27 protein-coding genes are annotated in these 24,813 nt (G+C 68.9%); 13 read left to right on the top strand and 14 right to left on the bottom strand.

Annotation, left to right across the window (positions count from 1 at the left end; all coding sequences use genetic code 11):
* Positions 1–3 precede the first annotated feature (3 nt).
* The 9 genes from hemL to mqnP all read left to right on the top strand — a co-directional run bounded on the left by hemL (position 4) and on the right by mqnP (position 9,162).
* Entirely contained in the window at positions 4–1,314 is a 1,311-nt protein-coding gene (gene hemL, locus HOV77_RS00440) for a glutamate-1-semialdehyde 2,1-aminomutase (RefSeq protein ID WP_290855801.1), read from the top strand.
* Positions 1,311–1,928: a histidine phosphatase family protein gene (locus HOV77_RS00445; RefSeq protein ID WP_290855803.1), complete on the top strand. Its 618-nt coding sequence runs from the start codon at positions 1,311–1,313 to the stop codon at positions 1,926–1,928. Before hemL ends, HOV77_RS00445 begins: the two co-directional genes overlap by 4 nt.
* A gap of 2 nt (positions 1,929–1,930) precedes the next feature.
* On the top strand, positions 1,931–2,482 hold the full coding sequence (locus HOV77_RS00450; protein WP_290855806.1) for a TlpA disulfide reductase family protein: 552 nt from the start codon (positions 1,931–1,933) through the stop codon (positions 2,480–2,482).
* The gene (locus tag HOV77_RS00455) at positions 2,475–3,245 is read left to right on the top strand and encodes a cytochrome c biogenesis protein CcdA (RefSeq protein ID WP_290855809.1); all 771 of its coding nucleotides are present in this window, start codon (positions 2,475–2,477) and stop codon (positions 3,243–3,245) included. The genes HOV77_RS00450 and HOV77_RS00455 overlap by 8 nt, the downstream gene beginning before the upstream one ends.
* On the top strand, positions 3,242–4,807 hold the full coding sequence (locus HOV77_RS00460; RefSeq protein WP_290855812.1) for a cytochrome c biogenesis protein ResB: 1,566 nt from the start codon (positions 3,242–3,244) through the stop codon (positions 4,805–4,807). The genes HOV77_RS00455 and HOV77_RS00460 overlap by 4 nt, the downstream gene beginning before the upstream one ends.
* A complete protein-coding gene (gene ccsB, locus HOV77_RS00465; protein WP_290856138.1) occupies positions 4,788–5,744 on the top strand; it encodes a c-type cytochrome biogenesis protein CcsB in 957 nt (318 codons plus the stop codon). The genes HOV77_RS00460 and ccsB overlap by 20 nt, the downstream gene beginning before the upstream one ends.
* A 176-nt stretch (positions 5,745–5,920) precedes the next feature.
* On the top strand, positions 5,921–6,829 hold the full coding sequence (locus tag HOV77_RS00470; protein ID WP_290855815.1) for a hypothetical protein: 909 nt from the start codon (positions 5,921–5,923) through the stop codon (positions 6,827–6,829).
* A 27-nt stretch (positions 6,830–6,856) separates the two neighbouring features.
* On the top strand, positions 6,857–8,317 hold the full coding sequence (locus HOV77_RS00475; RefSeq protein ID WP_290855817.1) for a menaquinone biosynthesis decarboxylase: 1,461 nt from the start codon (positions 6,857–6,859) through the stop codon (positions 8,315–8,317).
* A gap of 20 nt (positions 8,318–8,337) precedes the next feature.
* Positions 8,338–9,162 (top strand): menaquinone biosynthesis prenyltransferase MqnP, encoded by an 825-nt coding sequence (gene mqnP, locus HOV77_RS00480; protein WP_290856141.1) that lies wholly within the window; start codon positions 8,338–8,340, stop codon positions 9,160–9,162.
* Between the two features lie 23 nt (positions 9,163–9,185).
* On the opposite strand, the gene HOV77_RS00485 is transcribed toward mqnP, so the two are convergent.
* Complete coding sequence (locus tag HOV77_RS00485) at positions 9,186–9,812, bottom strand: UbiX family flavin prenyltransferase (RefSeq protein ID WP_290855820.1); 627 nt, start codon at positions 9,810–9,812, stop codon at positions 9,186–9,188.
* A 55-nt stretch (positions 9,813–9,867) separates the two neighbouring features.
* On the opposite strand from HOV77_RS00485, the gene HOV77_RS00490 reads away from it, so the two are divergent.
* Positions 9,868–10,293: an SRPBCC family protein gene (locus tag HOV77_RS00490; RefSeq protein WP_290855822.1), complete on the top strand. Its 426-nt coding sequence runs from the start codon at positions 9,868–9,870 to the stop codon at positions 10,291–10,293.
* Here HOV77_RS00490 and HOV77_RS00495 read toward each other — a convergent pair.
* Entirely contained in the window at positions 10,290–11,615 is a 1,326-nt protein-coding gene (locus tag HOV77_RS00495; protein WP_290855825.1) for a hypothetical protein, read from the bottom strand. The two genes, HOV77_RS00490 and HOV77_RS00495, sit on opposite strands and share 4 nt — an antisense overlap.
* A gap of 152 nt (positions 11,616–11,767) precedes the next feature.
* Positions 11,768–12,019: a BldC family transcriptional regulator gene (locus HOV77_RS00500; protein ID WP_290855827.1), complete on the bottom strand. Its 252-nt coding sequence runs from the start codon at positions 12,017–12,019 to the stop codon at positions 11,768–11,770.
* A 244-nt stretch (positions 12,020–12,263) separates the two neighbouring features.
* On the opposite strand from HOV77_RS00500, the gene HOV77_RS00505 reads away from it, so the two are divergent.
* Positions 12,264–13,385, top strand: a complete 1,122-nt coding sequence (locus tag HOV77_RS00505; RefSeq protein WP_290855829.1) for a PLP-dependent cysteine synthase family protein — start codon at positions 12,264–12,266, stop codon at positions 13,383–13,385.
* Here the strand turns inward: HOV77_RS00505 and HOV77_RS00510 are convergent.
* From HOV77_RS00510 to purB, 7 genes are all read right to left on the bottom strand, one after another.
* Positions 13,348–14,643: a hypothetical protein gene (locus HOV77_RS00510; RefSeq protein ID WP_290855832.1), complete on the bottom strand. Its 1,296-nt coding sequence runs from the start codon at positions 14,641–14,643 to the stop codon at positions 13,348–13,350. The genes HOV77_RS00505 and HOV77_RS00510 overlap by 38 nt on opposite strands.
* A 64-nt stretch (positions 14,644–14,707) precedes the next feature.
* Positions 14,708–15,673, bottom strand: coding sequence for a hypothetical protein (locus HOV77_RS00515; protein ID WP_290855834.1), 966 nt, complete (start codon positions 15,671–15,673; stop codon positions 14,708–14,710).
* A gap of 115 nt (positions 15,674–15,788) precedes the next feature.
* On the bottom strand, positions 15,789–18,107 hold the full coding sequence (gene purL, locus HOV77_RS00520; RefSeq protein ID WP_290856149.1) for a phosphoribosylformylglycinamidine synthase subunit PurL: 2,319 nt from the start codon (positions 18,105–18,107) through the stop codon (positions 15,789–15,791).
* 11 nt (positions 18,108–18,118) lie between these two features.
* Complete coding sequence (purQ, locus tag HOV77_RS00525; RefSeq protein WP_290855836.1) at positions 18,119–18,859, bottom strand: phosphoribosylformylglycinamidine synthase subunit PurQ; 741 nt, start codon at positions 18,857–18,859, stop codon at positions 18,119–18,121.
* On the bottom strand, positions 18,856–19,092 hold the full coding sequence (gene purS, locus HOV77_RS00530; protein WP_253758909.1) for a phosphoribosylformylglycinamidine synthase subunit PurS: 237 nt from the start codon (positions 19,090–19,092) through the stop codon (positions 18,856–18,858). Before purS ends, purQ begins: the two co-directional genes overlap by 4 nt.
* 139 nt (positions 19,093–19,231) lie before the next feature.
* A complete protein-coding gene (locus HOV77_RS00535) occupies positions 19,232–19,834 on the bottom strand; it encodes a TMEM165/GDT1 family protein (RefSeq protein WP_290855840.1) in 603 nt (200 codons plus the stop codon).
* A gap of 12 nt (positions 19,835–19,846) precedes the next feature.
* A complete protein-coding gene (gene purB / locus HOV77_RS00540; protein WP_290855843.1) occupies positions 19,847–21,277 on the bottom strand; it encodes an adenylosuccinate lyase in 1,431 nt (476 codons plus the stop codon).
* Positions 21,278–21,376: 99 nt separating this feature from the next.
* Between purB and HOV77_RS00545 the strand changes: the two genes are divergently transcribed.
* Both HOV77_RS00545 and HOV77_RS00550 read left to right on the top strand, forming a co-directional pair.
* Positions 21,377–21,610 carry a type II toxin-antitoxin system VapB family antitoxin gene (locus HOV77_RS00545; protein ID WP_290855845.1) on the top strand — a complete coding sequence of 78 codons (234 nt, stop codon included), beginning with the start codon at positions 21,377–21,379 and terminating at the stop codon, positions 21,608–21,610.
* On the top strand, positions 21,607–22,029 hold the full coding sequence (locus HOV77_RS00550) for a PIN domain nuclease (protein WP_290855847.1): 423 nt from the start codon (positions 21,607–21,609) through the stop codon (positions 22,027–22,029). The genes HOV77_RS00545 and HOV77_RS00550 overlap by 4 nt, the downstream gene beginning before the upstream one ends.
* 3 nt (positions 22,030–22,032) lie before the next feature.
* On the opposite strand, the gene HOV77_RS00555 is transcribed toward HOV77_RS00550, so the two are convergent.
* From HOV77_RS00555 to HOV77_RS00570, 4 genes are all read right to left on the bottom strand, one after another.
* A complete protein-coding gene (locus HOV77_RS00555) occupies positions 22,033–22,452 on the bottom strand; it encodes an ATP-binding protein (protein WP_290855849.1) in 420 nt (139 codons plus the stop codon).
* A 14-nt stretch (positions 22,453–22,466) separates the two neighbouring features.
* Entirely contained in the window at positions 22,467–23,642 is a 1,176-nt protein-coding gene (locus HOV77_RS00560; RefSeq protein WP_290856152.1) for a HAMP domain-containing sensor histidine kinase, read from the bottom strand.
* A gap of 75 nt (positions 23,643–23,717) precedes the next feature.
* A complete protein-coding gene (locus HOV77_RS00565) occupies positions 23,718–24,470 on the bottom strand; it encodes a glycerophosphodiester phosphodiesterase family protein (RefSeq protein WP_290855852.1) in 753 nt (250 codons plus the stop codon).
* Positions 24,470–24,796: a rhodanese-like domain-containing protein gene (locus HOV77_RS00570; RefSeq protein WP_290855854.1), complete on the bottom strand. Its 327-nt coding sequence runs from the start codon at positions 24,794–24,796 to the stop codon at positions 24,470–24,472. Before HOV77_RS00570 ends, HOV77_RS00565 begins: the two co-directional genes overlap by 1 nt.
* Positions 24,797–24,813 lie beyond the last annotated feature (17 nt).

The raw sequence follows: 24,813 nt of genomic DNA on the forward strand, positions 1-24,813 counted from the left end.
GCTGTGATCGACGTACCCGCTTCCCAGGCCCTCTTCGACCGCGCCTCGGCCATCGTGCCCGGCGGGGTCAACTCCCCCGTTCGCGCCTTCCGGGCGGTCGGCGGGACTCCGCGCTTCATGGTCGAGGGCCGGGGGGCTTGGCTCACCGACGCCGACGGCAACCGTTATGTCGACCTCGTCTGCTCGTGGGGTCCGCTGATCCACGGGCACGCCCACCCTGAGGTCATCGCCGCGGTGCAGGCCGCCGCCGCGAAGGGGACGAGCTTCGGCACTCCGACGCCGGGTGAGGTCGAGCTGGCCGAGGAGCTGGTCGGGCGTACGGCGATCGAACAGATTCGGCTGGTCAACTCGGGCACCGAGGCGACCATGTCGGCGATCCGGCTGGCCCGTGGGTTCACCGGGCGTACGAAGATCGTGAAGTTCGCCGGGTGCTATCACGGCCACGTCGACGCGCTGCTGGCCGCGGCCGGCTCCGGCATCGCGACGCTGGCCCATGCGGGTGATTCAGCCGTACCCGACTCGCCCGGAGTGACCGGGGCGTCAGCGGCCGAGACGATCGTGCTGCCCTACAACGACCTGCCCGCCGTCGAGGCTGCCTTCGCCGCGCACGGCGACGAGATCGCCGCGATCATCACCGAGGCGGCCGCCGGGAACATGGGCGTCGTCGCCCCGCTGCCCGGGTTCAACCAGGGCTTGGCCGACATCGCGCACCGCTACGGAGCGCTGCTCATCGTCGACGAGGTGATGACCGGATTCCGGGTCTCCCGCAGTGGCTGGCAGGGACTCGATCCGGCCGACGCCGACCTCTGGACCTTCGGCAAGGTCATGGGCGGCGGGCTGCCGGCGGCGGCGTTCGGCGGGCGTACGGAGATCATGGGGCGGCTGGCCCCGGCCGGTCCGGTGTATCAGGCCGGCACGCTGTCGGGGAACCCGCTGGCCTGCGCGGCCGGGCTGACCAGCCTGCGCCTGGCGACCGACGACGCGTACGCGAAACTCAACGCGACGGCCGAGAAGATCAGCACCCTCGCGACCGAGGCGCTGAGCAAGGCCGGAGTGCCGCATACGCTGGCCACGGCTGGCAGCATGTTCTCAGTCTTCTTCACCGACACTTCAGTCGTGAACTACGACCAGGCGAAGACGCAGGACGTCGCCGCCTTCCGCGCGTTCTTCCACACCATGCTCGACAACGGCGTCTACCTGCCGCCGAGCGCGTTCGAGGCGTGGTTCGTCTCGACGGCGATCGACGACGACGCGTTCGAGGTGATCGACAAGGCGCTGCCGCTGGCGGCGGCGGCAGCCGCGAGCGCGCGATGACCGAGCGAACGACGGTTCACTTCCTGCGTCATGGGGAGGTGCACAACCCGACGGGCGTCCTCTACGGGCGACTGCCGGGCTTCAAGCTCAGCACGCTCGGCGAGCAGATGGCCGAGGCGGTTGCGAAGTCGCTGGTGGGACGGGACATCACGCACGTCGTCAGCAGCCCGCTCGACCGCGCCGTCCAGACCGCGCAGCCCAGCGCCACCGCGCTGGGCCTGCCGATCGAGACCGATCTGCGGCTGATCGAGAGCGAGAACTGGTTCGAAGGCCGGTCGGTCGGCTTCGGCCCGCGTACGTGGCCAAAGCTGATCAACCCGTTCCGGCCCAGCTGGGGCGAACCGTACAAGCACATCGCCCAGCGCATGCGCGACGCGCTGCACGACATCCGCGACGCGGCCCGGGGGCACGAGGCCCTGGCCGTCTCGCATCAACTGCCGATCTGGGAGCTGCGGCTGTTCCTCACCGGCCGGCCACTCTGGCACGATCCGCGCAAGCGTCAATGTGCTCTGGCCAGCCTCACCTCGTTCCGCTACGAGGGCACCAGCCTGGTCGGCATCGACTATTCCGAGCCCGCCGCGCATCTCGGGCCCGGTAAAGGCCTAGGAGCGTAAGCATGGGTCTTACCCGCAGGTCCGCGGTGCTCGGCGTGCTCGCCGCGGTCACCCTGGCCGCTTGTTCCAATCAAGATCAGAGTGGTACGCAGAGCGGCCTGATCGAGGCGGCGAAGCGGAAGACGGCCCCCACCGTCACGGGCGACCTCCTCGGCGGCGGCAGTTTCGACTTGTCGGCGTACAAGGGCAAGGTCGTCGTCGTGAACTTCTGGGCGAGCTGGTGTGCGCCCTGCCGCGCCGAGGCGGCCGACCTCGAAGAGGTCTGGCAGTCGTCCAAGGCGTCCGGCGTGCAGTTCGTCGGGATCAACATCCGTGACGAGAAGGACAAGGCGATCGCGTTCCACTCGGGTCGCGCCACTTATCCGAGCATCTTCGACCCGGCCGGCAAGATCGCGCTGGGCTTCTCCGACGTCCCCCCGTCGGCGATTCCGTCCACCCTGGTCATCGACCAGCAGGGCCGGATCGCTTCGATCACGCGCCGAGACATTCGCGCGGCCGAACTGCGGGAGGTTGTCGAGGCGGTGGTGGCCGAGAAGGCGGGTTCCAGTGGGTGACGCCTTCGAGAACATGGCGACGAGTGGTCCGCTCGTCTTCGCACTACTCTTCGCCGCGGTCGCCGGGCTGGTCAGCTTCCTGTCGCCCTGTGTGCTGCCGCTCGTGCCGGGCTACCTGTCGTACGTGACCGGTCTGGTCGGGGCCGATCTCTCGGCCGCGCTGGGTGAGCAGGAGGGCCCGCGCCGGCGGGGTCGCGTACTGGCGGGGACGGCTCTGTTCACCGCCGGGTTCGGCGTCGTCTTCATCACCACCACCGTGCTCGCGGCGCGGTTCGGCGGGGAGCTGATCAGCAACGCCCGCACCCTGGAGATCGTGGCCGGAGCGCTCATCATCGTCTTCGGCGTCGCGATGCTCGGCTGGGTTCCCGGCCTGCAACGCGAGGTACGCATCCACCGCCTGCCTCAGGCGGGCCTCTGGGGCGCTCCCGTCTTCGGCGCGGTCTTCGCCTTGAGCTGGATCCCCTGCATCGGGCCGACGCTCGGGGCGGTGATGATGCTCGGCACGTCGAGCGGCCAGCCGGTACGCGCGGCGGCCCTGGCGACGGCGTACTGCATCGGGATCGGGGCGCCGTTCCTCGCGCTCGGCCTCGGCATGCGCCGGCTGGCCGGGGTGGTCAAGGCGATCCGGCGCAACTCCCACTGGGTCACCCGGATCGGCGGCATACTGCTGATCATCGTCGGGCTGGCTCTGGTCACCGGGGCCTGGGGCGACTTCATCATCTGGCTGCGCGCCACCGTCGGCGCGGGATCGGTGAGCCTGTGAAAGCGATCCTCGGCTTCGCCGTCGCCAAACTCCGGGTCGCCTGGCGGCAGCTCACCAGCATGCGTACGGCGTTGGTGCTGCTCTTCCTGCTGGCGGTCGCCTCCATCCCCGGCTCGATCCTGCCGCAGCAGGGCGTGAATCCGGAGAAGATCAACCAGTACTTCGTCAAGCATCCGGATCTCGCTCCGGTCATCGACAAGCTCGGCGGCTTCGACGTCTTCCGGTCCCCGTGGTTCGCCGCGATCTACCTGCTGCTGTTCACCTCGCTGATCGGCTGCATCCTGCCGCGTACGCGTGACCATCTGCGCGCGCTGCTTCGTCGCGTACCAGATGCGCCGAAGCGGATGGAGCGCCTGCCCGCGCATCACCAGGGCCGGACTGCCCTCGGAGCTGCTGAAGTGGCCGCGGGCCTGCGCGGCTGGCGGACGGTGACCCGCGAGCAGCCCGACGGCACGGTGACCGTCGCGGCGGAACGCGGTTTCCTGAAGGAGACCGGCAACCTCGTCTTCCACACCGCCCTGATCGGGGTGCTGGTCGGCGTCGCGCTGGGCTCGATGCAGGGCTGGCATGCCAACCGGCTGCTGGTGCAGGGTCCGGAACAGGCCTTCTGCACGACCCCGCAGCAGTTCGACGAGTACAACCCGGGCACCGGCGTGAGCGCCTCGGCCCTGCCGAAATACTGCCTGGAGCTGACCGGCTTCCAGGCGTCCTACCTGGACAACGGCCAGGCGAAGTCCTACGGCGCGACGGTCGAGGTGAGCGGCGAGAAGACCGAGACCAAGGAGTTCTCGGTCAACCACCCGCTGCGCCTCGGCGACGCCAACGTCTACCTCCTCGGTCACGGGTACGCCGCGATCCTGCGCTACACCGACACCAACGGACGCGTGCAGACCGCGGTCGTGCCGTTCCTGCCGATCGATCAGCAGACGCTGACCAGTGAAGGCGTGGCCACCTTCCCGGACGCGAACGCCGACCCGAAGACGGGCAAGCCCGACCGGACCAAGCAGGTCGCCTTCTCCGGGCTCTACGTGCCGACCGCGCCGGAGTCCGGCATGGCCGCGCGCTCGATCTACCCGGAGGAACGCAACCCGCGCCTGGTGCTGACCTTCTACCAGGGCGATCTCGGCCTCGACCAGGGTGTGCCCAGCTCGGTCTACCAGCTCAACCAGAAGCAGGTCGCCGCCGGCAAGCTCAAGCAGATCGGCGAGGGCAAGTCGCTGGAGAAGGGCGGGAGCTGGACCCTGGAGGACGGCTCGAAGCTGGAGTTCCTCGGTACGCGCCCGTTCATCACCGTGTCCCTGCGACACGACCCGGGCGAGCCGGTGGTGCTGGTCAGCATCCTGTTCGTGCTCGGCGGGCTGATGCTCACGCTGAGCGGCAAGCGGCGGCGGGTCTGGGTCCGGCTCACCCCGGCCGGCGACGGGACTAATCTGCTGGAGGTAGGCGGCCTTCCACGCTCCGAATACCCGGGCTTCGCCGCCGAGTTCGCCGGGGTCATCGCCAAACTAGGCATCACCGAGATGGGAGACGACACCCGTGAACCTGTCGACGCTCTCCGATAACCTGCTCGTCTTCGCGATCCTGGGCTACCTGGTCGCGATGATCCTCCACGCCTCGGAGTACTCGCTCGCGGGGAAGCGACGCGCGGCCACCGCCGCCGCTCCGGCGCGCGAGCTGGTCGGAGCCGGCGGCCCGCCGGTCGCCGTTCCCGCCGAGCCGGACATCCCCGCCGGACCTGATCTCGGTACGCGCCTCGGCGGCTGGGCCGTCTACGCGACTGGGCTGGCCGTGCTGCTGCACCTGGGAACGGTCGCTACGCGAGGACTCGCCGCCGGCCGGATGCCATGGGGCAACATGTACGAGTTCGTCCTGGCGGTCACCCTGGTCGGCGGCGTCGCCTGGCTGGGGGTGATGGTGCAGCTGCCGAAGCTGCGCCTGCTGGGGCTGCCGCTGACGGTCGTCCAGATCCTGCTGCTCGGCTTCGCCGGCCTCGTGCTCTACACGCAGATCAGCCCGCTGGTCCCGGCGTTGCAGTCCTACTGGTTCGTCATCCACGTGACCTCGGTAGTCACCGCCTCCGGCCTGCTGCTCGTCGGCTTCGTCCCGGCGGCGATGTTCCTCGTCCGCAACGGCCACGACGACGGCCGCGTCCGGTTCCCCTACACTCTGGGCGCTCGGCTGCCCAACGCCGAGGCGCTGGAACGGCTCACCTTCCGGCTCCACGCGTTCGCGTTCCCGCTGTTCACCTTCGGTGTCGCCGCCGGCGCCGTCTGGGCCGAAGCGGCGTGGGGCCGGTACTGGGGCTGGGACCCCAAGGAGACCTGGGCCTTCATCTCCTGGGTTGTGTACGCCGGTTATCTGCACGCTCGCAGCACGCCCAGCGTCAACCGGCGGGTCGTGATGTGGATCGCCGTTCTCGGCTTCCTCACCATGCTGATGAACCTGTTCGGCGTGAACTTCTTCTTCACTGGGCTGCACAGCTACGCCGGGGTTTCTTAACCTTCGTTGGGCGTTACCGCGAGGCCGCGTTATCCCGGGATAGCGCGGCCTCGCGGCGTTTTGAGGGGACGTTTTCCCGGATAACGCGATGATCATGACGAGATAGATGAGCCGCCCACGGCACCTATCAGGGTGGGTGACCGTCACCGGGTCCGTCGCGGTCGAGTTGCTCGGTTGTGACGTTGCGCTGGCTGCCGAGAATCGCCCTGGTCACTGTCCTGATCGCCAGTTCAGGCTGGGCTGCGTACAACGACGACCCGGCGAGCCGGCTGCCGCTGTGCCGGCCCGGCGCCAAGCCGTCCGACATGCCACCGGCCGAGCCGCCCAGCCTGACGGGAGACGCCTGCCGCGCCCGGGCGACCAGTGTTCAACGCGTACGCGTGGCGCCGTTGCCCAGCGGCCTGCGGAGCGCCGGTTCCTACAGTCATCTGGGGGCGACCAGCACCGGAACGTGGTCCGGCGTACTGGGCCGGATCACCGTCCGGGATCCGGCGGTACGCCCCGACACGCTCGACTTCACCGCCGCCCGGTTCATGGCGCGCCGGGACGCCGGCGACGGCCACACCAGCTGGCTGGAGGCGGGCTGGGCGGAGACCGGGTGGAGCGGCGGTGGCCGGCAGCGGATCTACACCTACGACACGAACCGAAACTCGTGGACCTTCTTCGAGGACTACAAGATCCATAGCGGCGACCAGGTGTGGATCTACCTGGAGTCCGGGCCCGACTCCGGCCAGCTCGCCAACGAATGGCGGGCCTGGTTGTGGTGGGGCGACAAGTGGCACCTGCTCGCCTCGCAACGCCTGCCGTTGACCGACTCGGCACAGGTCGAGCAGTACGTCGAGGTCTATTCGGACGCTCAGCCGGGGAGCCTCTCGGGCGAGCCGCCAGGAGTGCAGTCAGCCCCGGCGAGCTACTCGGTGCCGTCGGTCTCCTTCGACAACGTGCAGGTCAAGGCGGTGCCCGCGGGGCAGGCCCAGTTCTGGCGGGACGACACCGTGCCGTCCACCACCGGCGAAGGCACCGCCGCGTACTGCGTCAATTGGCGTACGCGGTTCGACACCTGGTCGGCGGGCGACTGCGGGTAGCCGGAGCCGTGGTGGCAGGATTGCGCCATGGCCGCACCGCGCTTCCCCTTCACCGACCTGCGCGAGTTCCTCGCCGCTCTGGAGAAGGCCGGTGAGTTGCACCGGGTGACCGTCCCGGTGGATCCCACCCTGGAGATCAGCGAGATCGTCACCCGCACCGTCCGGGCCAAGGGACCCGCGCTGCTCTTCGAGCGCCCGACCCGGGGGGACATGCCGGTCGCGATCAACCTCTTCGGCAGCGACCGCCGGATGGCGATGGCGCTCGGCGTCGAAGACTTCGACGAGATCGGCGCGCGGATCGGCGAGCTGGCCAAGCCCGAGCTGCCCCAGGGCTTCTCCGGGATCATGGACGGCCTCGGCAAGGTGATGCAACTCAAGAGCCTGCCGCCGAAGAAGGTCAAGTCGGCCCCGTGTCAGGAGGTCGTCCTCAAGGGACCGGACGTGGATCTGAACCTGCTCCCGGGCCTGGTCACCTGGCCCGACGACGGCGGGATCTTCCACAACTACGGGCTCACTCACACCAAGCACCCGGAGTCCGGCAAGCGCAACCTCGGCCTCTACCGGCTGCAGCAGCACTCCCGGAACACGCTGGGTATGCATTGGCAGATCCACAAGGACTCGACCGCCCATCACGCCGTCGCCGAGCGACTCGGGCAGCGACTGCCGGTGGCCATCGCGATCGGCTGCGACCCGATCGTCTCGTACGCCGCCACCGCTCCCCTTCCGGGGGACATCGACGAGTACTTGTTCGCGGGGTTCCTTCGCGGCGAGCGGGTCGAGCTGGTCGATGCCCTGACCGTCCCGTTGCAGGTCCCGGCGCAAGCGCAGATCATCCTCGAGGGGTACGTCGAGCCCGGCGAGCGCCACGCGGAGGGTCCGTTCGGCGATCACACCGGCTTCTACACGCCGGTCGAGCAGTTCCCGGTGCTGCACGTCGAGGCCATGACGATGCGGCGCGACCCGGTCTACCACTCGATCATCACGAGCAAGCCGCCGCAGGAAGACGGGCCGATCGGCCGCGCCACCGAGCGCATCTTCCTGCCACTCATCAAGATCCTGGTGCCGGACATCGTGGACTACCACATGCCAGAGCCCGGCGTCTTCCACAACTGCCTCGTGGTCGCCATCAACAAGCGCTATCCCAAGCACGCCCAGAAGGTCATGAACGCGATCTGGGGCGCGCACCTGCTCTCGCTGACGAAGCTCATCGTGGTCGTCGACGACGACTGCGACCCCCGGGACCTGAACGAGGTGGCGTTCCGCGCCTTCGGCAACGTCGACTACGCCCACGACCTGGTGGTCACCCAAGGCCCGGTCGATCACCTCGACCACGCCTCCTACCAGCAGTTCTGGGGTGGCAAGGCGGGCGTCGACGCCACTCGCAAACTCCCGAGCGAGGGCTACCACCGCGGCTGGCCGGCCGAGGCGGTCATGTCGCCCGAGGTGGTCGCCAAGGTCAGCAAGCGCTGGAAGGAGTACGGCCTGTGAAGGCGTTCCTGCGGCTCGTCATGATCGAGCATTCCGTCTTCGCCCTGCCGTTCGCATACCTGTCGGCGCTCACCGCCATGAGTCGCTTCGACCAGTTCAGCTGGCTGACGCTGGTGCTGATCACGATCGCGATGGTCGGCGCGCGTACCTTCGCCATGGCGGCCAACCGGATCATCGACCGGCACATCGACGCGCGCAATCCGCGTACCGCCAAGCGTGAATTGGTCACGGGGGCGGTGAGCGTGCGCACCGCCTGGACCGGCGCGATCGTCGCCCTGCTCGTGTTTCTCGGCGCGGCCGCGGCGCTCAACCCGCTCTGCCTGGTGCTGTCGCCACTCGCGGTGATCCCGCTCGTCGTCTACCCGTACGCCAAGCGCTTCACCGATTGGCCGCACGCGGTGCTGGCGATCGCCCAGGCGGTCGGGCCGGTCGGCGGGTGGCTCGCCGTGACGGGCACGTTCGCCGGCAGCGGTCCGGCGTGGCTGCTCGGCGCGGCAGTCGGCCTGTGGATCGGCGGTTTCGATCTGATCTACGCCTGCCAGGACGCCGAAGTGGACCGCCAGATCGGCGTACGCAGCGTCCCCGCCCGGTATGGGGTGGCGGCCGCGCTGCGGATCTCCACCGTGACGCATCTCGTGACGTTCGCGCTGTTCGTGATCTTCGGCTTCTGGGTCGGCTTCGGCTGGCCCTGGTGGGTCGGGCTGACCCTGACCGCGGTCGCGTTCGCGTACCAGCACGTCATCGTGACTCCGACCGACCTGTCCAAGGTGAACCGGGCGTTCTTCACGTCCAACGGCTTCGTCGGGATCGCGCTGTTCGCCTTCGCCGTCATCGCCCTGCTCTGACCGCAGCAGCCCATGAAAGTGCGTCAGCGGGCGCCGAGTTCGCCGGTCCAGCGGGTCAGCAGCGTGTGCTTGACTCCGACCGCGTCCAGCACCTTGCCCGCGACGAAGTCGACGAGTTGCTGGGCGGTGGCGTCGGCGCCCGAACCGTAGAAGCCGGGGCTCGCGGGTAGCACGACGGCTCCGGCGTCGATCAGTTCGACCAGGTGGAGCAGGTGGGAGCGGGTCACCGGGGTCTCCCGAGGTACGATCACCACCCGGCGGCGTTCCTTGAGGTTCACCTCGGCAGCCCGCTGGAGGAGATCCTTCGACAGCCCCAGCGCGATCCCCGCGCACGCCGCGGTCGAAGCGGGGACGACGATCATTCCCCGGGCCGGATACGAACCGCTGCTCGGCCCGGCCGCGAGGTCACCGGCCGGCCAGAACTTGAGGTCCGCCCCGTCGATCGGCGTACCGAGCCATTCGGCCAGATCGTGCGCCCAATGGGCGTCCCGGAACGACCGGCCCGTCTCGTCCAGCAGGGTCAACCGGGCCGCCCGGGAGACCACGAGGTCGACGGGTTCTCCGGCGTCGAACAGGCCACGCAGGACGGCGGCGGCGTAGGGCGTACCCGACGCGCCTGACACGCCCACGATCCACGGTTCTCGCCGCACGATTCCAGCCTAACGACCGTTGACCTTGATCTGCGCCCGGCCTAGCGTCAAGGTCATGTTCGTGGTGGAGACCAGCGTCGATGTCGCGCGCCCCGTGACAGAGGTGTTCGCGCTCGTCTCCGATCCTCGCAACGACGTTCGCTGGTGGCGGGGCGTACGCGAAGTGAAGCTCCTCGCCGGGGACGGCGGCGTCGGCACGGAATACGAGCAACGCGGTCGCCTGCTCGGCCTGCCGTTCTACAACCACCTCGCCGTCGCCGCGTACCAGCCGCCGACCCGGCTCGAACTGCGTACGGTCACGTCGAACACGCCGTTCGAGGCGGTCTACGAGCTGACCCCGCTGGGCTCTTCGCGTACGCGGTTCGCCATGCGCGCCACGGTCGCCGGGGCCGGCCACTTCCGCCTCTTCGGACCGCTTCTCCAGCCGTTGTTGCGAGCCGTCGCGCGGTACTACTTCAGCCGACTGCCGAAGGCCTTCTAGATCGCGTACTCGCCGTATTTCTCGGTGTAGCGGTGGGCGTACATGCGCTCATGGAACTTCACGAACCGCTCGATCACCGTGCTCACGCGGCGGTCCCCGAGCCGCTCGTCGAGCGCCGACAGCCCGGCGGTCAGCCGCCCGTAGTGCTGCGTGTAGAGGTCGGCCAGATAACCGAGGCTCTCCCCGAACGCCCGCAGGGCACCGTCGGTGTCGGCCGCCCGGCGCGCGTGCCACAGCGCCACATTGACCTCCTCATTGGCGATGTCCTTGTGCAGCCGGGTCAGCGCCGCTTCGGTCTGCGCCTCCTCGACCAGCAGCGCGAGCGCGTCGGCGGCCAGCGTCTTGCGGCGTTCGACCGCGCGCCGGGTCAGCCGGTGCACCAGCGCCGCCTGCTGCACGCCGGCCATCCGGAGCAGACGCGTGCCCACATCGTTCTGCAGGCGTACCAACAAGGCCGCGTCGAACAGGACGTCCGTGAGCAAACCATCCGAGACCACCGCCGGCAACGCCTCGTCCGCGCGCACGGCCTCCGCGAGAACTCCTATGCCGTACGCGAGAGTCGGCGCGACCAGGATCGAATGAGCGCCGAGGGAGGCGAGCTCCATCCGGGCCAGGCTCGGGGCTCGCAGTGTCCGGTCCACCGCCCGATAACGGCTCACCAACCCGTCCCGGATGAGTTCGCCGACCGGACTGCCGTCCATCGCGTCGGCGACGTCACGGCAGGTCTCGATGTCGGCGACGAGCGCGCCCCAGAGCCCGAATTCGACTTCGCCGGGCAGATTCAGCGATTCACCGGCTCGGTGCCGGGCGTACTCTTCGGCGATTCCCGCGTGCTTGACCGCCGACAGGCTGAGGTCGAAGGCGGAGGCCCGCCGGGCGATGCGTTGCGGATGCCCACTGAGCAGCAGTACCGCAGGCGTGCCTCGGCCGGACGACAGCACCTGGATCATGGCGCGATTGAAGGCGGTGACCAGTTCCAGCCGTTCCCGGCCGGCCTCGCTGAGAACGGGCGCTCCCAGCCCCATCGCGACGTTGTCGGCGATCGTCTCGAAATACTGGTACGCGTTCATCAGCGCCAGTTTCCGCTCGACGACCGGCCATCCGGCCGCGTCGACGAGCCCGCCGACCAGCGTCACGTTCATCGTGACGAGTTGGGTCAGACCGGTGACTTGCAGATACTCGTGACGGCGCGGATTGCTCGAGGAAAACGCCCAGAGAGTGAATTCGCGGTACGCGCTCTTCGGCAGATGCCGGCGCACCGCGTTGATGATGGCCTCGCAGGTGGCCTCTTGAAGCTGGGCGGCTCGACGGTTCGCGGGCATGGCGCGACCATCACCACCCGTTCTCGTCTGATGGGGTTTCGTCCGCGACAGCCTACGACTCCGTGGCCGCGCACCGGGACCCGGGCCTCCATAGTGGATCTTCGCACCATGGAGGCCTTGGCCCACAGCCGATCAGCTTGGCCGTAACCCGATCAGTAGGACGGACGTCGTTCGTAGGTGTCCGTCGGGTGGCCGCCGGTTCCGGCTGCCCCGGCCGCCTCGGCGAACTCGCCCTCGCCTTCGAGGAGGGCGCGCACCTCAGACTCCCGGAACCGTCGGTGACCACCCGGAGTCCGGATGCTGCCGATCCGCCCGGCGGCGGCCCAGCGCGTCACCGTCTTCGGGTCCACCCGGAACAACGCCGCCACCTCACCCGGTGTCAGCAGGCGATCTCCCGTGTCCACACCCACCTCCTAGCGTCGACGGAGCCTCCATGGATCCAGCCCGATGGACTCGGCCCCGTGTGGACGTACGTCCATTAGAGCACCGTCAGAGATAGTTATCCCTGAAACTGCGGATTCGTCAGATTCGCCGCAATTGTCTTGTACTATTTGCGAACCTCATTCGTATATTGCCGCATCCAAGGCTAGTTCGGTGGGAGATACCCAGGAATCGTCACCATGGTCACAAGGTGGATAGGGTGGCGAGATGGAGCAGCTAGACCGTTGTTGTGACAGCGACCGCGCGTGGGTGACAGAAGCGATCGGCAAGGTCGCGGCCGATGCGAACAGGTCCGCCGACACACATCTGCTGCCCTTCCCGCTTCCCCTCTCCTGGGGCGTGGACCTCTACTTGAAAGACGAGTCGGTGCATCCGACGGGGTCGCTGAAGCACCGGCTCGCGCGGTCACTGTTCCTTTACGCGCTCTGCAACGGATGGATCCGGCCGGGCACCACCATCGTCGAGGCGTCCTCGGGCTCGACGGCGGTGAGTGAGGCGTACTTCGCGCGCATGCTCGGCCTGCCGTTCGTCGCGGTGATGCCGGCCTCCACCAGCAAGGAGAAGATCTCACTGATCGAGTTCCATGGCGGCCAATGCCACCTGGTGGACGATCCGGCGCAGGTCGTGGCCGAGGCGCACCGGCTGACCGAAGAGCGTGGCGGCCACTTCATGGACCAGTTCACGTACGCCGAACGCGCCACCGACTGGCGAGGCAACAACAACATCGCGGAGTCGATCTTCCAGCAGATGGAGCGGGAGACGCACCCGGTGCCCGCGTGGATAGTCGTCGGAGCCGGCACGGGTGGCACGTCTGCGACGATCGGGCGCTACGTCCGCTATCAGCAGCACTGCACGAAGGTCTGCGTCGTCGACCCCGAGAACTCGGCGTTCTATCCCGCCTGGAAACAGTCCGACTGGACGACCACGACCGGGCGAGGCTCTCGTATCGAGGGCATCGGCCGGCCCCGGGTGGAACTCTCGTTCCAGCCCTCGGTTGTCGACCGGATGATCGCCGTACCGGATGCCGCGTCGCTCGCCGCCATGCGAGTCGGCGCCGATCTGCTCGGGCGCCGGGTCGGCGGCTCCACCGGAACCAACCTGTGGGGCGCGTTCAGCCTGATCGCGGCCATGGTGGCCGCCGGAGAACGCGGTTCGGTCGTCACGCTGCTCTGCGACGGCGGCGAGCGTTACGTCAACACCTACTACTCCGACGCCTGGGTACGCGACGCCGGCCTCGACCTGGCTCCGCACGAAGAGGCGCTGCGCTCCTTCCTGCGTACCGGCCGGTGGGTCAGCGCCGAGGAAGCGGGCCGGTCGCGGTCAGCCTGACCAGGCTGAAGGGGCCTTCGTTCCCGACGGTGCACAGGTAGAAGGGGTCGACGAGGGAGTAGGTCGCCCATACGTGCGCGGCCGATCCGACGACTGGTTTCCCGGTGTAAGACACCGTTGCGGACCACGGAAGTCCTTCCACCGGGCCGCACCCCGCTACCACGACCGTCTTGAACGTGTGGCTCTCCGAGAGCGTACTCGAGACGTCGATCTGGGCCCCGCCGCTGATCCGGATCGTGGTGGGGGCGGTGCAGCTCACGACGCCCTTGAAGTGCACCACCGAACCACCGGACTTCGTCGTGCTGACATATGCGGTCCGGTACATCACCGTCGCGGTCGCCACCGCGGGCAGGTCCGAGAAGCCGATCAGGACGCGACCCTGCACTGACCTGTCCTCGCACGTTGCGGCGTAGGTAGCGTCGAGCTTCGCGACCGAACCGTCGGCCGCGAGCGAAAGCTGGCTGATGGTGAATTCGTGCGACTGCCCGAAGAAGCAGGACGACATCGCAGGTATACCGAGCGCAGATCCGTCACCCAGCTTATAGGTGCCGACCCCCAACGTTTTGCCGGCTCCAGCGCTGAACTTGACGCCATTGCCCCCGGTAGAGGACGCGGACCCCCCTGCGTAGATTCCGTCGACCGAGGCGATCGCGAAGACGGAATTCCCGATGTCAGAACGGTAGAAGCCACTGCCCATGCTGACCGCGCCGACTGCGGCGGGCTGCGCGGCGATCGGGTCATAGTTGATGACCAGGCGACCGAAATCGGCGAGGCCGCTCGCGTAGTAGTTCACGAAGGTGACGTCGATCGCCTGGACGGTGTGGTCGGCGGCGATGTCGATGCGATTGATCGTGAACCAGCTCGGCAGGCGCGCCACGGAAGTCTCGATGCCGAGCCCAGGGTCCACCGGCGAACCCGAAAAGTAGCCGTTGTTCTGGTAATTGCCCACGGCTAGGTCCGCGCCGTTGTTCGGCCCACGCAGGTGAATCTCCTGGAAGCTGTTATCCGGCCGCATTACGCCGATCGTCACGTTGTGGTCGTCGGCGTAGTTCTCGCGGGTCGTCCAGATCGAGAACCGATCGCCCAGCTCGGTGGACCGATACAGACCGGAGCCGGCGACGGTGGTGTTCCCGGTGAGCTGGAAGCTCCCTGTGGTCGCGTACGCCTTCGCCGGCGGCGCGATGACAAGGGCTGAACTCAGGATGATGCCGAGAACGGTGCCGATGAGGGGCACGAGTCGTGGCCGGAGAAGTCGCATGCGGTCCTCGATTGCAGGAGATGATCTCGCAGCATGCTAGAGCAGCCGCCGACCCGGCGGAGTCCTACTTACGGGGCAAAGTGGCGGCGCTGGAGACGGCGACCTTCTTGTCCTTGGTCAGCATGTCGCCGGAGTAGCGGTAGAAGCCGTCGAGAACCGTCCCGGACACCCAGTAGTCCGCCTTGGCAGGTAGCACTCCGACCGTCGCCGTGCTGGTGGCGTACCAGCTGACCGTGGCGCCCGGAGTGCAGTCGACGATTGCGGTGAAGGCAATTGGGCGGCTGCCCGCGAGCACCCGTCCGTCCAGCATGATCCGGGCTGTTCCGGCGCACACCACATTGCCGGTGATGGCTACCTTCGTGCTCTTCTGCGTACGCGCTGTCTTCAGGACCACCATTCGCGTCGCCGTCGCGGTGGCGGTCGCCGGCGTCGGCAGGCTCGTCGCGTTGATCAGGATGCGGCCCTTGACCGAGGTCCCACAGGAACCGGCGAACGTCGCGTCCAGGCCGGTCAGGGTCGTGCCGTCGGCGGCCCAACTCACCTTCGCGATCGTGAAGGTGTGCGTCTCCGAAGCGCAGGTGCCCTCGCCGGACCAGTCCAGCGCCGACCGGTCGCCGGTGGCATAGGTACCCGGTTCCAGCACTCGCCCCGACGGCGGCGTGAACGTCACCTGCGCAGTAGCCGTCGAATCGGCGGCCGACAAGGTCAGGGCATTTGGCGTACCACTGAAGGAAAACGAGGAACCAGCGGCGCTGCGGAACAGGCGCGAGGTCGAGCCCTTGCCGCCCGCGGTCTGCCAGCCGAAAGCGTGCCCCGCGCCCGCCGCCGCCTCGATGACCGTGCCCTCCGGCAGGGCCGCGAGACCTTGCCCAGCACCGGTTTGCGCGGCGCTGGTGTAGCCGGCGGCGGTCTGTGCCCCATTGACCCAGACCGGCTCACCCGAGCGGACGTCGACGCCGGTCGCGACCAGCGTCACCACGAGAGCGCCCGCGAGCGCGGACGTACGCAGGAGCGGAAACGGGAGTCGCACCCGGTCACGGTACGCAAACCCGCGGTCGCCGACGAATCGGCCGAGCAGTCAACGTTCGGGCCAAAAGCCGACAGCAGGACACCCGTGAGTGCCCTGCTGTCGTCGTCGATCCGGGTCAGTCCTCCTGGACCACGTTGCTGGCGATGGTCGAGCCGAACAGCTTCGGCAGCGTCGCCGACCAGGCCTCGCGCAGCTCGTCGAGCGGCAGCGCGAACTGGCCCGACACGGTGAGCTCGGCGCCCTCGTCGGCCACCGTGCCGAGGCGAGTCAGCGGAATCTGCCGCTCCTCGCACAGCGCGGTGAACGCCATCTCGTGGCCCGGCGGCACCGCGACCAGCGCGCGGCCGGTGGACTCCGAGAACAGGAACACGAACGGCTGCGAGCCGGCCGACCACTCCGCGGGCAGCTCGATCGTCGCGCCGAAGCCCTTGCGCAGGCACGACTCCGCGAGCGCCTGAGCCAGACCGCCATCGGACAAGTCGTGCGCGGTGCGGATCAGGCCACGCTCGGCCGCCTGGGCGATCGCGTCACCGAGGCGACGCTCGCCGGCCAGATCCACCTGCGGCGGCGTACCGCCGAGGTGCTCGTGCTCCACCCAGGCCCACTCGGAACCGGACAGCTCGTTGCGCGTCTCACCCAGCACGTACACCAGGTCGCCCGCCTGGCTGAAGCCCATCGGCACGCGCTGCGTCACATCCTGGTGTACGCCGAGCACGCCGACGATCGGCGTCGGGTGGATGGCGGCCGCACCGGTCTGGTTGTAGAAGCTGACGTTGCCGCCGGTGACGGGGATGCCGAGTTCGAGGCAGCCGTCGGCCAGCCCGCGGACCGCCTCGGCGAACTGCCACATGACCGCCGGGTCCTCGGGCGAGCCGAAGTTCAGGCAGTTCGTCACCGCGACCGGGTCGGCACCGGTGACCGCCACGTTCCGGTACGCCTCCGCCAGCGCCAGCTGCGCGCCCGCGTACGGGTCGAGCCGGGCGTAACGGGAGTTGCCGTCGAGCGAGATCGCGATGCCGAGACCGCTGTTCTCGTCGAGCCGGATCAGCCCCGCGTCCTCCGGCTGGGCCAGCACGGTGTTGCCGAGCACGTAGCGGTCGTACTGTTCGGTCACCCAGCTCTTGTCGCAGAGGTTGGGCGAGGCCACCATCCGCAGAACGGTGGCGCGCAGGTCGTCACCCGTCGTCGGCTTCGGCAGCGTCTCGGCCCGGTCGGCCTGCAGCAACGGCAGGTCGTTCGGCTCCTTGAGCGGTCGTGCGTACACCGGGCCGTCGTCCACCAGGCTGCCCGGCGGGACGTCCACGACGGTCTCGCCGTGCCAAGTGATGCGCAGCCGCCCGGCGCTCTCACCAGCGTCCGGCGCGGTGACCACGCCGATCGGAGTGGCCAGTACGCCCCACAGCTGGGCGATGCCGAGCACGGCGTTGAGCTTCGCCGGCTCGACGATCAGCAGCATCCGCTCCTGCGACTCGCTGGCGAGGACCTCGTGCGGGGTCATCGACGGCTCCCGCAACGGCACCTTCTCCAGCTGGATGTCCATGCCGGTGCCGGCGGACGCGCTCGTCTCGGTGAGGGCGCAGGTCAGGCCCGCGCCGCCGAGGTCCTGCACGCCGACGATGAGGTCGGAGTTGTACAGCTCGAGGCAGCTCTCGATGAGCAGCTTCTCGGTGAACGGATCGCCCACCTGGACCGACGGGCGACGCTGCTCGGAGCCTTCGTCGAAGGTCGCGCTCGCGAGGACGGAAACGCCGCCGATGCCGTCGCGGCCCGTCTTCGCGCCCATCAGGACGACGATGTTGCCGGGGCCGTCGGCCTCCTTGCGCTGCAGCCGGTCGGCCGGAAGGACGCCGACGCAGAGCGCGTTGACCAGCGGGTTGCCCTGGTACGACGGGTCGAAGACGACCTCACCGCCGATGTTGGGCAGACCGAGGCAGTTGCCGTAGCCGCCGACGCCCGCGACGACGCCGGGCAGGACCCGGGCGGTGTCGGGGTGGTCAGCGGCACCGAAGCGCAGCGGGTCCATGACCGCCACCGGGCGCGCGCCCATCGCGAGGATGTCCCGGACGATGCCGCCGACGCCCGTGGCCGCGCCCTGATAGGGCTCGACGTAAGACGGGTGGTTGTGCGACTCGACCTTGAAGGTGACGGCGATCTGGTCGGTGATCGCGATGACGCCCGCGTTCTCCCCGATCCCCGCCAGCATCCGGTCGCTGGCCGGCTTCTTCTCGACGAACTGCTTCAGGTGGACCTTGCTCGACTTGTAAGAGCAGTGCTCGCTCCACATGATCGAGTACATCGCCAGCTCGGACTGCGTCGGGCGGCGCCCGAGGATCTGCCGGATGCGCTGGTACTCGTCCGCCTGGAGACCGAGTTCGGCGTACGGCTGCTCCTCGGCCGGCGTCGCGACGGCGTGGCCGACGGTGTCGAAGTCCAACTCGACGGAGGTCACGCCTCCACCTCCTCAGGTGCGTCCTCGGCGGGTGGCACGACGCCGGGCTGATAGGGCGCCGGAACACTGGCCGCCGCGTACGCCTTGAGCACGGAGGTGAAGAAGCCGAGTCCGTCGGTCGACGGGCCGGTCAGCAGGTCGATCGCGTGCTCGGGGTGCGGCATGATGCCGACGACGTTGCCCGCCTCGTTCCGCACGGCGGCAATGTCGCGCATCGACCCGTTCGGGTTCTCGCCGACGTAGCGGGCGACGATCTGGCCGTCGGCCTCGAGCTGGTCGAGCAGCTCGGGCGAACCGACGTAGCAGCCCTCGCCGTTCTTGACCGGGATCACGATCTCCTGACTGCCGGTGAAGTCCCGGGTCCAGGCGGTCTGCGTGTTCTCGATCTGGATCCGCTGGTCGCGATTACGGAAGTGCAGATGCTGGTTGCGGGTCAGCGCACCGGGCAGCAGGTGCGCCTCGCACAGAATCTGGAAGCCGTTGCAGATGCCCAGGACCGGCAGGCCGTCGTTGGCCGCCTTGGTGATGGTCTCCATCACGGGCGCGAACCGGGCGATCGCGCCGCAGCGCAGGTAGTCGCCGTAGGAAAAACCGCCCGGGAGCACCACGGCGTCGACGCCGTGCAGATCCGGGTCGGCATGCCACAGGCGGACCGCCTCGGCTCCGGCGTAACGCGCGGCGCGGGCCGCGTCCCCGTCGTCCAGTGACCCGGGGAAGGTCACGACTCCGATCTTCACTGCTCGACCCGGACCGTGTAGTCCTCGATCACCGGGTTCGCCAGCAGCTTGTCGGCGATCTCCTTGGCCCGGTCCAGGTCGGCCTCACCGGAAAAGTCGATCTCCACGCGCCGGCCGATGCGTACCGAGGCGACGTCGCTGACGCCTAGGCGGGGCAGCGCGTTGGCGACCGCCTGCCCCTGCGGGTCCAGAATTTCGGGCTTGAGCATGACGTCTACCACGACGCGAGCCACGGGGTTCTCCTTGACGTTGCCAGTCTCGTGCGGGCTGCGCCCAGCCTACCTGCCCGGATGCCGCTACTTGACGGCGGCCCGTTCGTTGACGACCGCTCGTGGAGCCGCGTTCACCTCGACAGGCGTGGTTTCGCCGGGGTCACACGAGAGAGACGACCGTGAGTGTGGCCAAGATCGCACAGATGCCCGCGCCGACATACCGGATGACGCTCAGGCGTACGCGCTTGAGCAGCCAGCGACCGAGCAGGACGGCGGCGCCGGCCACCGTGGTCAGGGCGACGAAGGCACCGAGTCCGACGGCGACCGCGTGCCCGCCGCGTGCGACGAGAGCCGCCGTGGCCAGCTGAGACAGGTCACCCCACTCGGCGGCGAACAGCACGGTGAAGCTCGCCAGCGCGGCCCGCCATCCGGTCCGGGGTGCAGTGATCTTCTCGTTGTACTCCGCCTCCGCCTCGGCCTCTTCGGAGTCGGCCTTGCGAGCTCCCCGGAACAAGATCACCGCGCCGATCGCGAACATCAACGCCGCGAACAGCGTCACGGGGGTCTTCGGCAGCCTCGCGAGCAGTGCTCCGGCACCTGCCGCGACAGCACACTGCACCGCGAAGGCGGCGCTCACCCCCAGCCAGACCGGGAGCGGGCGGTAGCGCGTACTCAGGACGAGGGTCGCCACGAACGTCTTGTCCGGCAGCTCGACCGGGACGATGAGGATGAAGGCGGTCAGGAAGGCGGTGATCCACTCCACAGCGGCCCGCCCCTAGAGGATCGCGCCAGGGGCGTACGCCGCCGCCTGCGGATATCGCTGGGCGATCGCGTCGACCTGCCGGGCGATCTCAGCCACCTGGGCGCCCGCCGCGCCGACGAAGGCGGCCCGGTCCTTGACGAGCTCGTCGATCTCGGCGCGGGTCAGGCCGAGCCGCGAATCAGCCGCGAGCCGGTCGAACAGGTCGTTCACCGCCTGGCCCCGCTCGCGCATCGCCAACGCCACCGCGACGGCGTGCTCCTTGATCGCCTCGTGCGCCACCTCGCGGCCGACGCCCTTGCGTACGGCGGCGACGAGGATCTTGGTCGTGGCGAGGAAGGGCAGGAACCGCTCCAGCTCGCGATCGATGACCGCCGGGTACGCCCCGAACTCGTCGAGCACGGTGAGGAAGGTCTCGAACAGCCCGTCCAGGGCGAAGAACGCGTCCGGCAGTGCCACCCGGCGGACGACCGAGCAGGAGACGTCGCCTTCGTTCCACTGGTCCCCGGCCAGCTCGCCGACCATCGAGAGGTAGCCCCGGACGATCACGGCGAGCCCGTTGATCCGCTCGCTCGACCGGGTGTTCATCTTGTGCGGCATCGCCGACGAACCGACCTGGCCCGGCTTGAAGCCCTCGGTCGCCAGCTCCTGGCCGACCATCAGCCGGATCGTGGTGGCCAGGCTCGACGGCCCGGCCGCCGCCTGGGCCAGCGCCGACAGCACGTCGAGGTCCAGCGACCGCGGGTAGACCTGGCCGACGCTGGTGAGCACCCGCTCGAAACCGAGGTGCCGGGCGACCGACTGCTCCAGCTCGGCGAGCTTCGTGGCGTCGCCGTCGAGCAGGTCCAGCTGGTCGGCGGCGGTGCCGACCGGGCCCTTGATCCCGCGGAGAGGGTACCGCCGCAGCAGGTCCTCGAGCCGGTCGAAGGCGATCAGCAGCTCCTCCGCCGCACTCGCGAATCGCTTGCCCAGTGTGGTCGCCTGAGCGGCGACGTTGTGCGAGCGGCCGGTCATGACCAGCTCGTCATAGCGGACCGCGAGCGCGCCGAGCCGGACTAGCGCGGCGGCCATCCGGTCCCGGATGAGCCGCAAGGAGTCCCGGATCTGTAGCTGCTCGACGTTCTCCGTCAGGTCGCGCGAGGTCATCCCCTTGTGGATGTGCTCGTGCCCGGCGAGCGCGCTGAACTCCTCGATCCGGGCCTTCACGTCGTGCCGGGTCACCCGCTCGCGCTCGGCGATCGAGGCCAGGTCCACCCGGTCGACGACGGCCTCGTACGCCTCGACGACGCCGTCCGGGACGGGGACTCCGAGATCCCGTTGAGCTCGCAGGACGGCCAGCCAGAGCCGGCGTTCCGCGCGGATCTTCTCCTCGGCCGCCCAGATCGCCGTCATCTCGGCGGAGGCGTACCGGGAGGCCAGCACGTTCGGAATCTTCGGAGCACTCACGCGACCATCCTACGAACCCCCGAGTTCGTATATACTGGCGATACAGCTCGGATATCGGGGATATCCCCGAGGTCCGCCCGCCCCGGTCGGGAGGCGCCCATGGCCAAGGTTCTCATCGATGTCGACGAGGAAGCGCTTGAACAAGCCGCGAAGATCCTCGGCACAACGAGCAAGAAGGAGACGGTCAACACCGCCCTGCGCGAGGTCTCCGCGCGCGAACGACGATTGAAGGCGTTCCACGAGTTGCGGGAAATGGGTAAGCGTGGCGATTTCGACATGCTCCTCGACAAGGAGAACTACCGGCCACGCCCGAAGCTTCCGCCGCTCGAATGACCACCCACTATCTCGTCGACACCAGCGCGCTGGCCCGCCTGGAGCGCGACGAATCGCTGGATGAAGCGTGGGCTGACCACATCGCCAACGGCCACGTCAACATCTGCTCGGTAACCGAGTTGGAGTTCCTGTACTCGGCTCGATCGATCATCGACCGCCGGCGCAAGCTTTCCCGCATCCGGAACGCGTACCCGAGCGTTCTGATGCCGGACTCGGTCCCCCGGCGGGCCCAGGAGATCCAGGAAGAGCTCACGATGATCGGCCGGCATCGGTCGGCGGGACCGATCGACCTGCTCGTGGCAGCCACTGCAGAGCTCAACGGGCTGACATTGCTGCACTACGACCGGGACTTCGAAACGATCGCCGAGGCAACCGAGCAGCCGACGCAATGGCTGGTTCCGCCCGGGTCGATCGCCTGAGGGTCAGCTGAGCTCGGCCCAGACGCTCTGGCCGAGCCCATCCTTCTCGACGCCCCATCGGTCGGCGAGCGCCTCGACGATGGTGAGCCCCCGGCCGTCGAGTTCTTCCGGGCCGGCGATCCGGGGAGCGGGGAGGGCGACCGTCGAGCCGCCGTCGGTCACCCGGACCTCGACCGCGTTGACCCCGCCGAAGTCGCGTACGCGCCAGGCGACCCGGACGACACCGCCCGGTAGCGGCCCGGCGTGCCGAACGGCATTGCCGACGAGTTCGGCGACGACCGCCACCACGTCGGAGAGAAGTGCCGCGGGAAGTACGCTCGCCAGCTCGGCGGCGAGTCGGTGACGTGCCTGCTGAGCTCCCTGCGCGTGGTGCGGCACCACCACGCACCAAGCCCGTTCAGCGACGGCCATCGTCACGCTCATGCCTCCCTGGACCCTCACCGGTCCCCTCGCGGCAGTCGTACCTCTGCGACCGTACCTCCCCCGTCCCGTGGACGTAAGGACACCCAACCGTTTTGTCGTTCAATAGTCTTTCGGACGAGGTAGAGACCCAACCCGACACCCGGTCGGCGCGCCGAGCCATGATCTCCACCCTGCCAGTAGCGCTCGAACGCCATTTCGACTTCCTCCGGCCGAACGCCGATGCCCCGATCGGAGATCCGGAAGTAGACGGTTCGGCCGTCTTGACCGGCGGTCAGCGTGATCGGCTCGGCCGAACCGGAGTACTTGTCGGCGTTCGTCACCAGTTCGGTCAGCACCGTGACGATGTCCGACCGGTTGCCCAGCGCCGCCGGCAGGCTGCCCGGCAGCGCCACCGAGAGCCGTCGGCGTAGGTGGGCCGGAAGGTCGGCGGCGGCTCCGCGCAGCGCCTCGGTCAGGTCGAAGGCCGCCGGATGCACCTCGCCGACCCCACCTACGCTGCTGGTCAGGAGCCGGTCGACCAGCCGGGCCAGCTCGCCCGAGCGCTGGCCGATGACGCGGATCGCCTCCATCCGCGAGCGGGTGTCGAGGGCGTCCCAGTGATCGGTCAGGGTGTCGGCGTACCCCTTGATGACCGTGACCGGAGTGCGCAGCTCGTGGCTGGCCATCGCGATGAAGAGCCCACGCTCGGAGACCTCGCGCCCGCCCGGGGCCGCGACCATCTCGCCGTCGCCGAGCACCGGCAGGCCGACGCGGTCGGTGTAGAGGTGCGCGGCGACCGACCCGGCCAGCCGCATGATCAGCGTCTCGTCCTCGGGTTCGAGCAGCGGGTGATCCGCGCCGAAGACCGCGACCAGATTGCCGACCACCCGGCCGTCGGCCTCGGCCGAGGCGACGACCAGCCGCCGGATCCCGAACCCGCCCAGGTGCTGCTTGGCCATCGGCTGGATGTCGGCCACGTCGAACTCGTGCACGCCCGGGCCTGAGCGGACCGCCTTGGCGTGGTCGGTCATGCCGTCGAACCGGATGCCCACGAACGGGGCCAGTAGTCCCTGAGCTGCGATGACGCGGCCGTCGTTGATCGTGTACTCCGAGGCGGCCAGGCCCTGCGCGCCCAGCCCTGCCTGCACCGCCCGGATCAGATCCCCGATCGCGGGCAACCCGGCGCCACCCGAGTTGACCTTCTCCAGCATCTCGGTGAGGCCGGCCAGGAGGGTTCGGGAGCGGGGGTCCACTTCGTAGATCCTGCCCCGCGCGGAGTGGGAGCGCTACACCCCAAGATGTGAGCGCACCTCACCCGGCCGGTCGGTGATGATGGCGTCGACGCCGAGACTGCGGACGAGGTCGACGTCCGGCAGCTCGTTCACCGTCCAGACGTAGATGTCGTTGCCCTGCGCTTTGAGGCGGCGTACCAGGTCGGGGCGGCGGCGGACCAACTCCAGCCCCGGACCGGCGATCCGGGCCCCGAACGGGAGGCGGCTCGGCTTCAATCCCGGTGGAATCAGGTCCATCAGCTGCACGCGCGGCAGCGCGGGAGCGAGCGCGCGCACTCGGCGTACCGCCAAGGGAGAGAAGGACATCACGGTGACCTGGACCGGAGCGTCGTCGCGAGGCCGGTCGAGGCCGTGCTTGCGCAACAGCGCCAGCAGGCGGAACTCGACGGCCTTGCCGTAGCGGTTGGGGTGTTTGGTCTCGATCAGCAGGCGGACCGGACGGCCCGCACCCTGGGCGATCTCGATCAGCTCGTCGAGGGTGAGGATCGGCTCCCCGCCGAAGGTGACGCCGCGCAGCTGCGCGAGCGAGCGCTGGGAGACCGGTCCGCGGTGGTCGCTCGTCCGGTCCAGCGTGCGGTCGTGAAGAAGCACGAGATGTCCGTCTCGGCTGAGCCGCACGTCGCACTCCAGGCCGTCCGCGCCGTCTGCCAACGCCTTCTCGTACGCCGACCGAGTGTGCTCCGGGTACGCCGCCGACGCCCCACGATGTGCGATGACCAGGGGAATCTCTGAGGGGTTTGCGCGCACTAGAGCACCCGGGCCGGCTGACCGTCTTCGCTGACCATCGGACGGCCGGCGGCGGCCCAGTCGAGCATCCCGCCGTCGAGGTTCACGACGTTGTCGTAGCCCTGCTGCTGGAGGTACGCCACGACCTGCCCCGATCGGCCGCCGGAGCGGCAGACCACCACGACGTCGCCTTCCTGGGGAATCTCAGCCAGCCGGACGGGGATCTCCATCATGGGCAGGTGGACGGCGCCCGGAGCGTGCCCGGCCGACCACTCGTCGGGCTCTCGGACGTCGAGCAGGTACGCGTCGGCCGGCAGCTGACCGGCGTCGATCACTGGAATACGCACCGCTCCAGGCTAGCCGC

It is taken from the genome of Hamadaea sp., assembly GCF_013362815.1.
In the GTDB taxonomy this organism is placed as follows: domain Bacteria; phylum Actinomycetota; class Actinomycetes; order Mycobacteriales; family Micromonosporaceae; genus Hamadaea.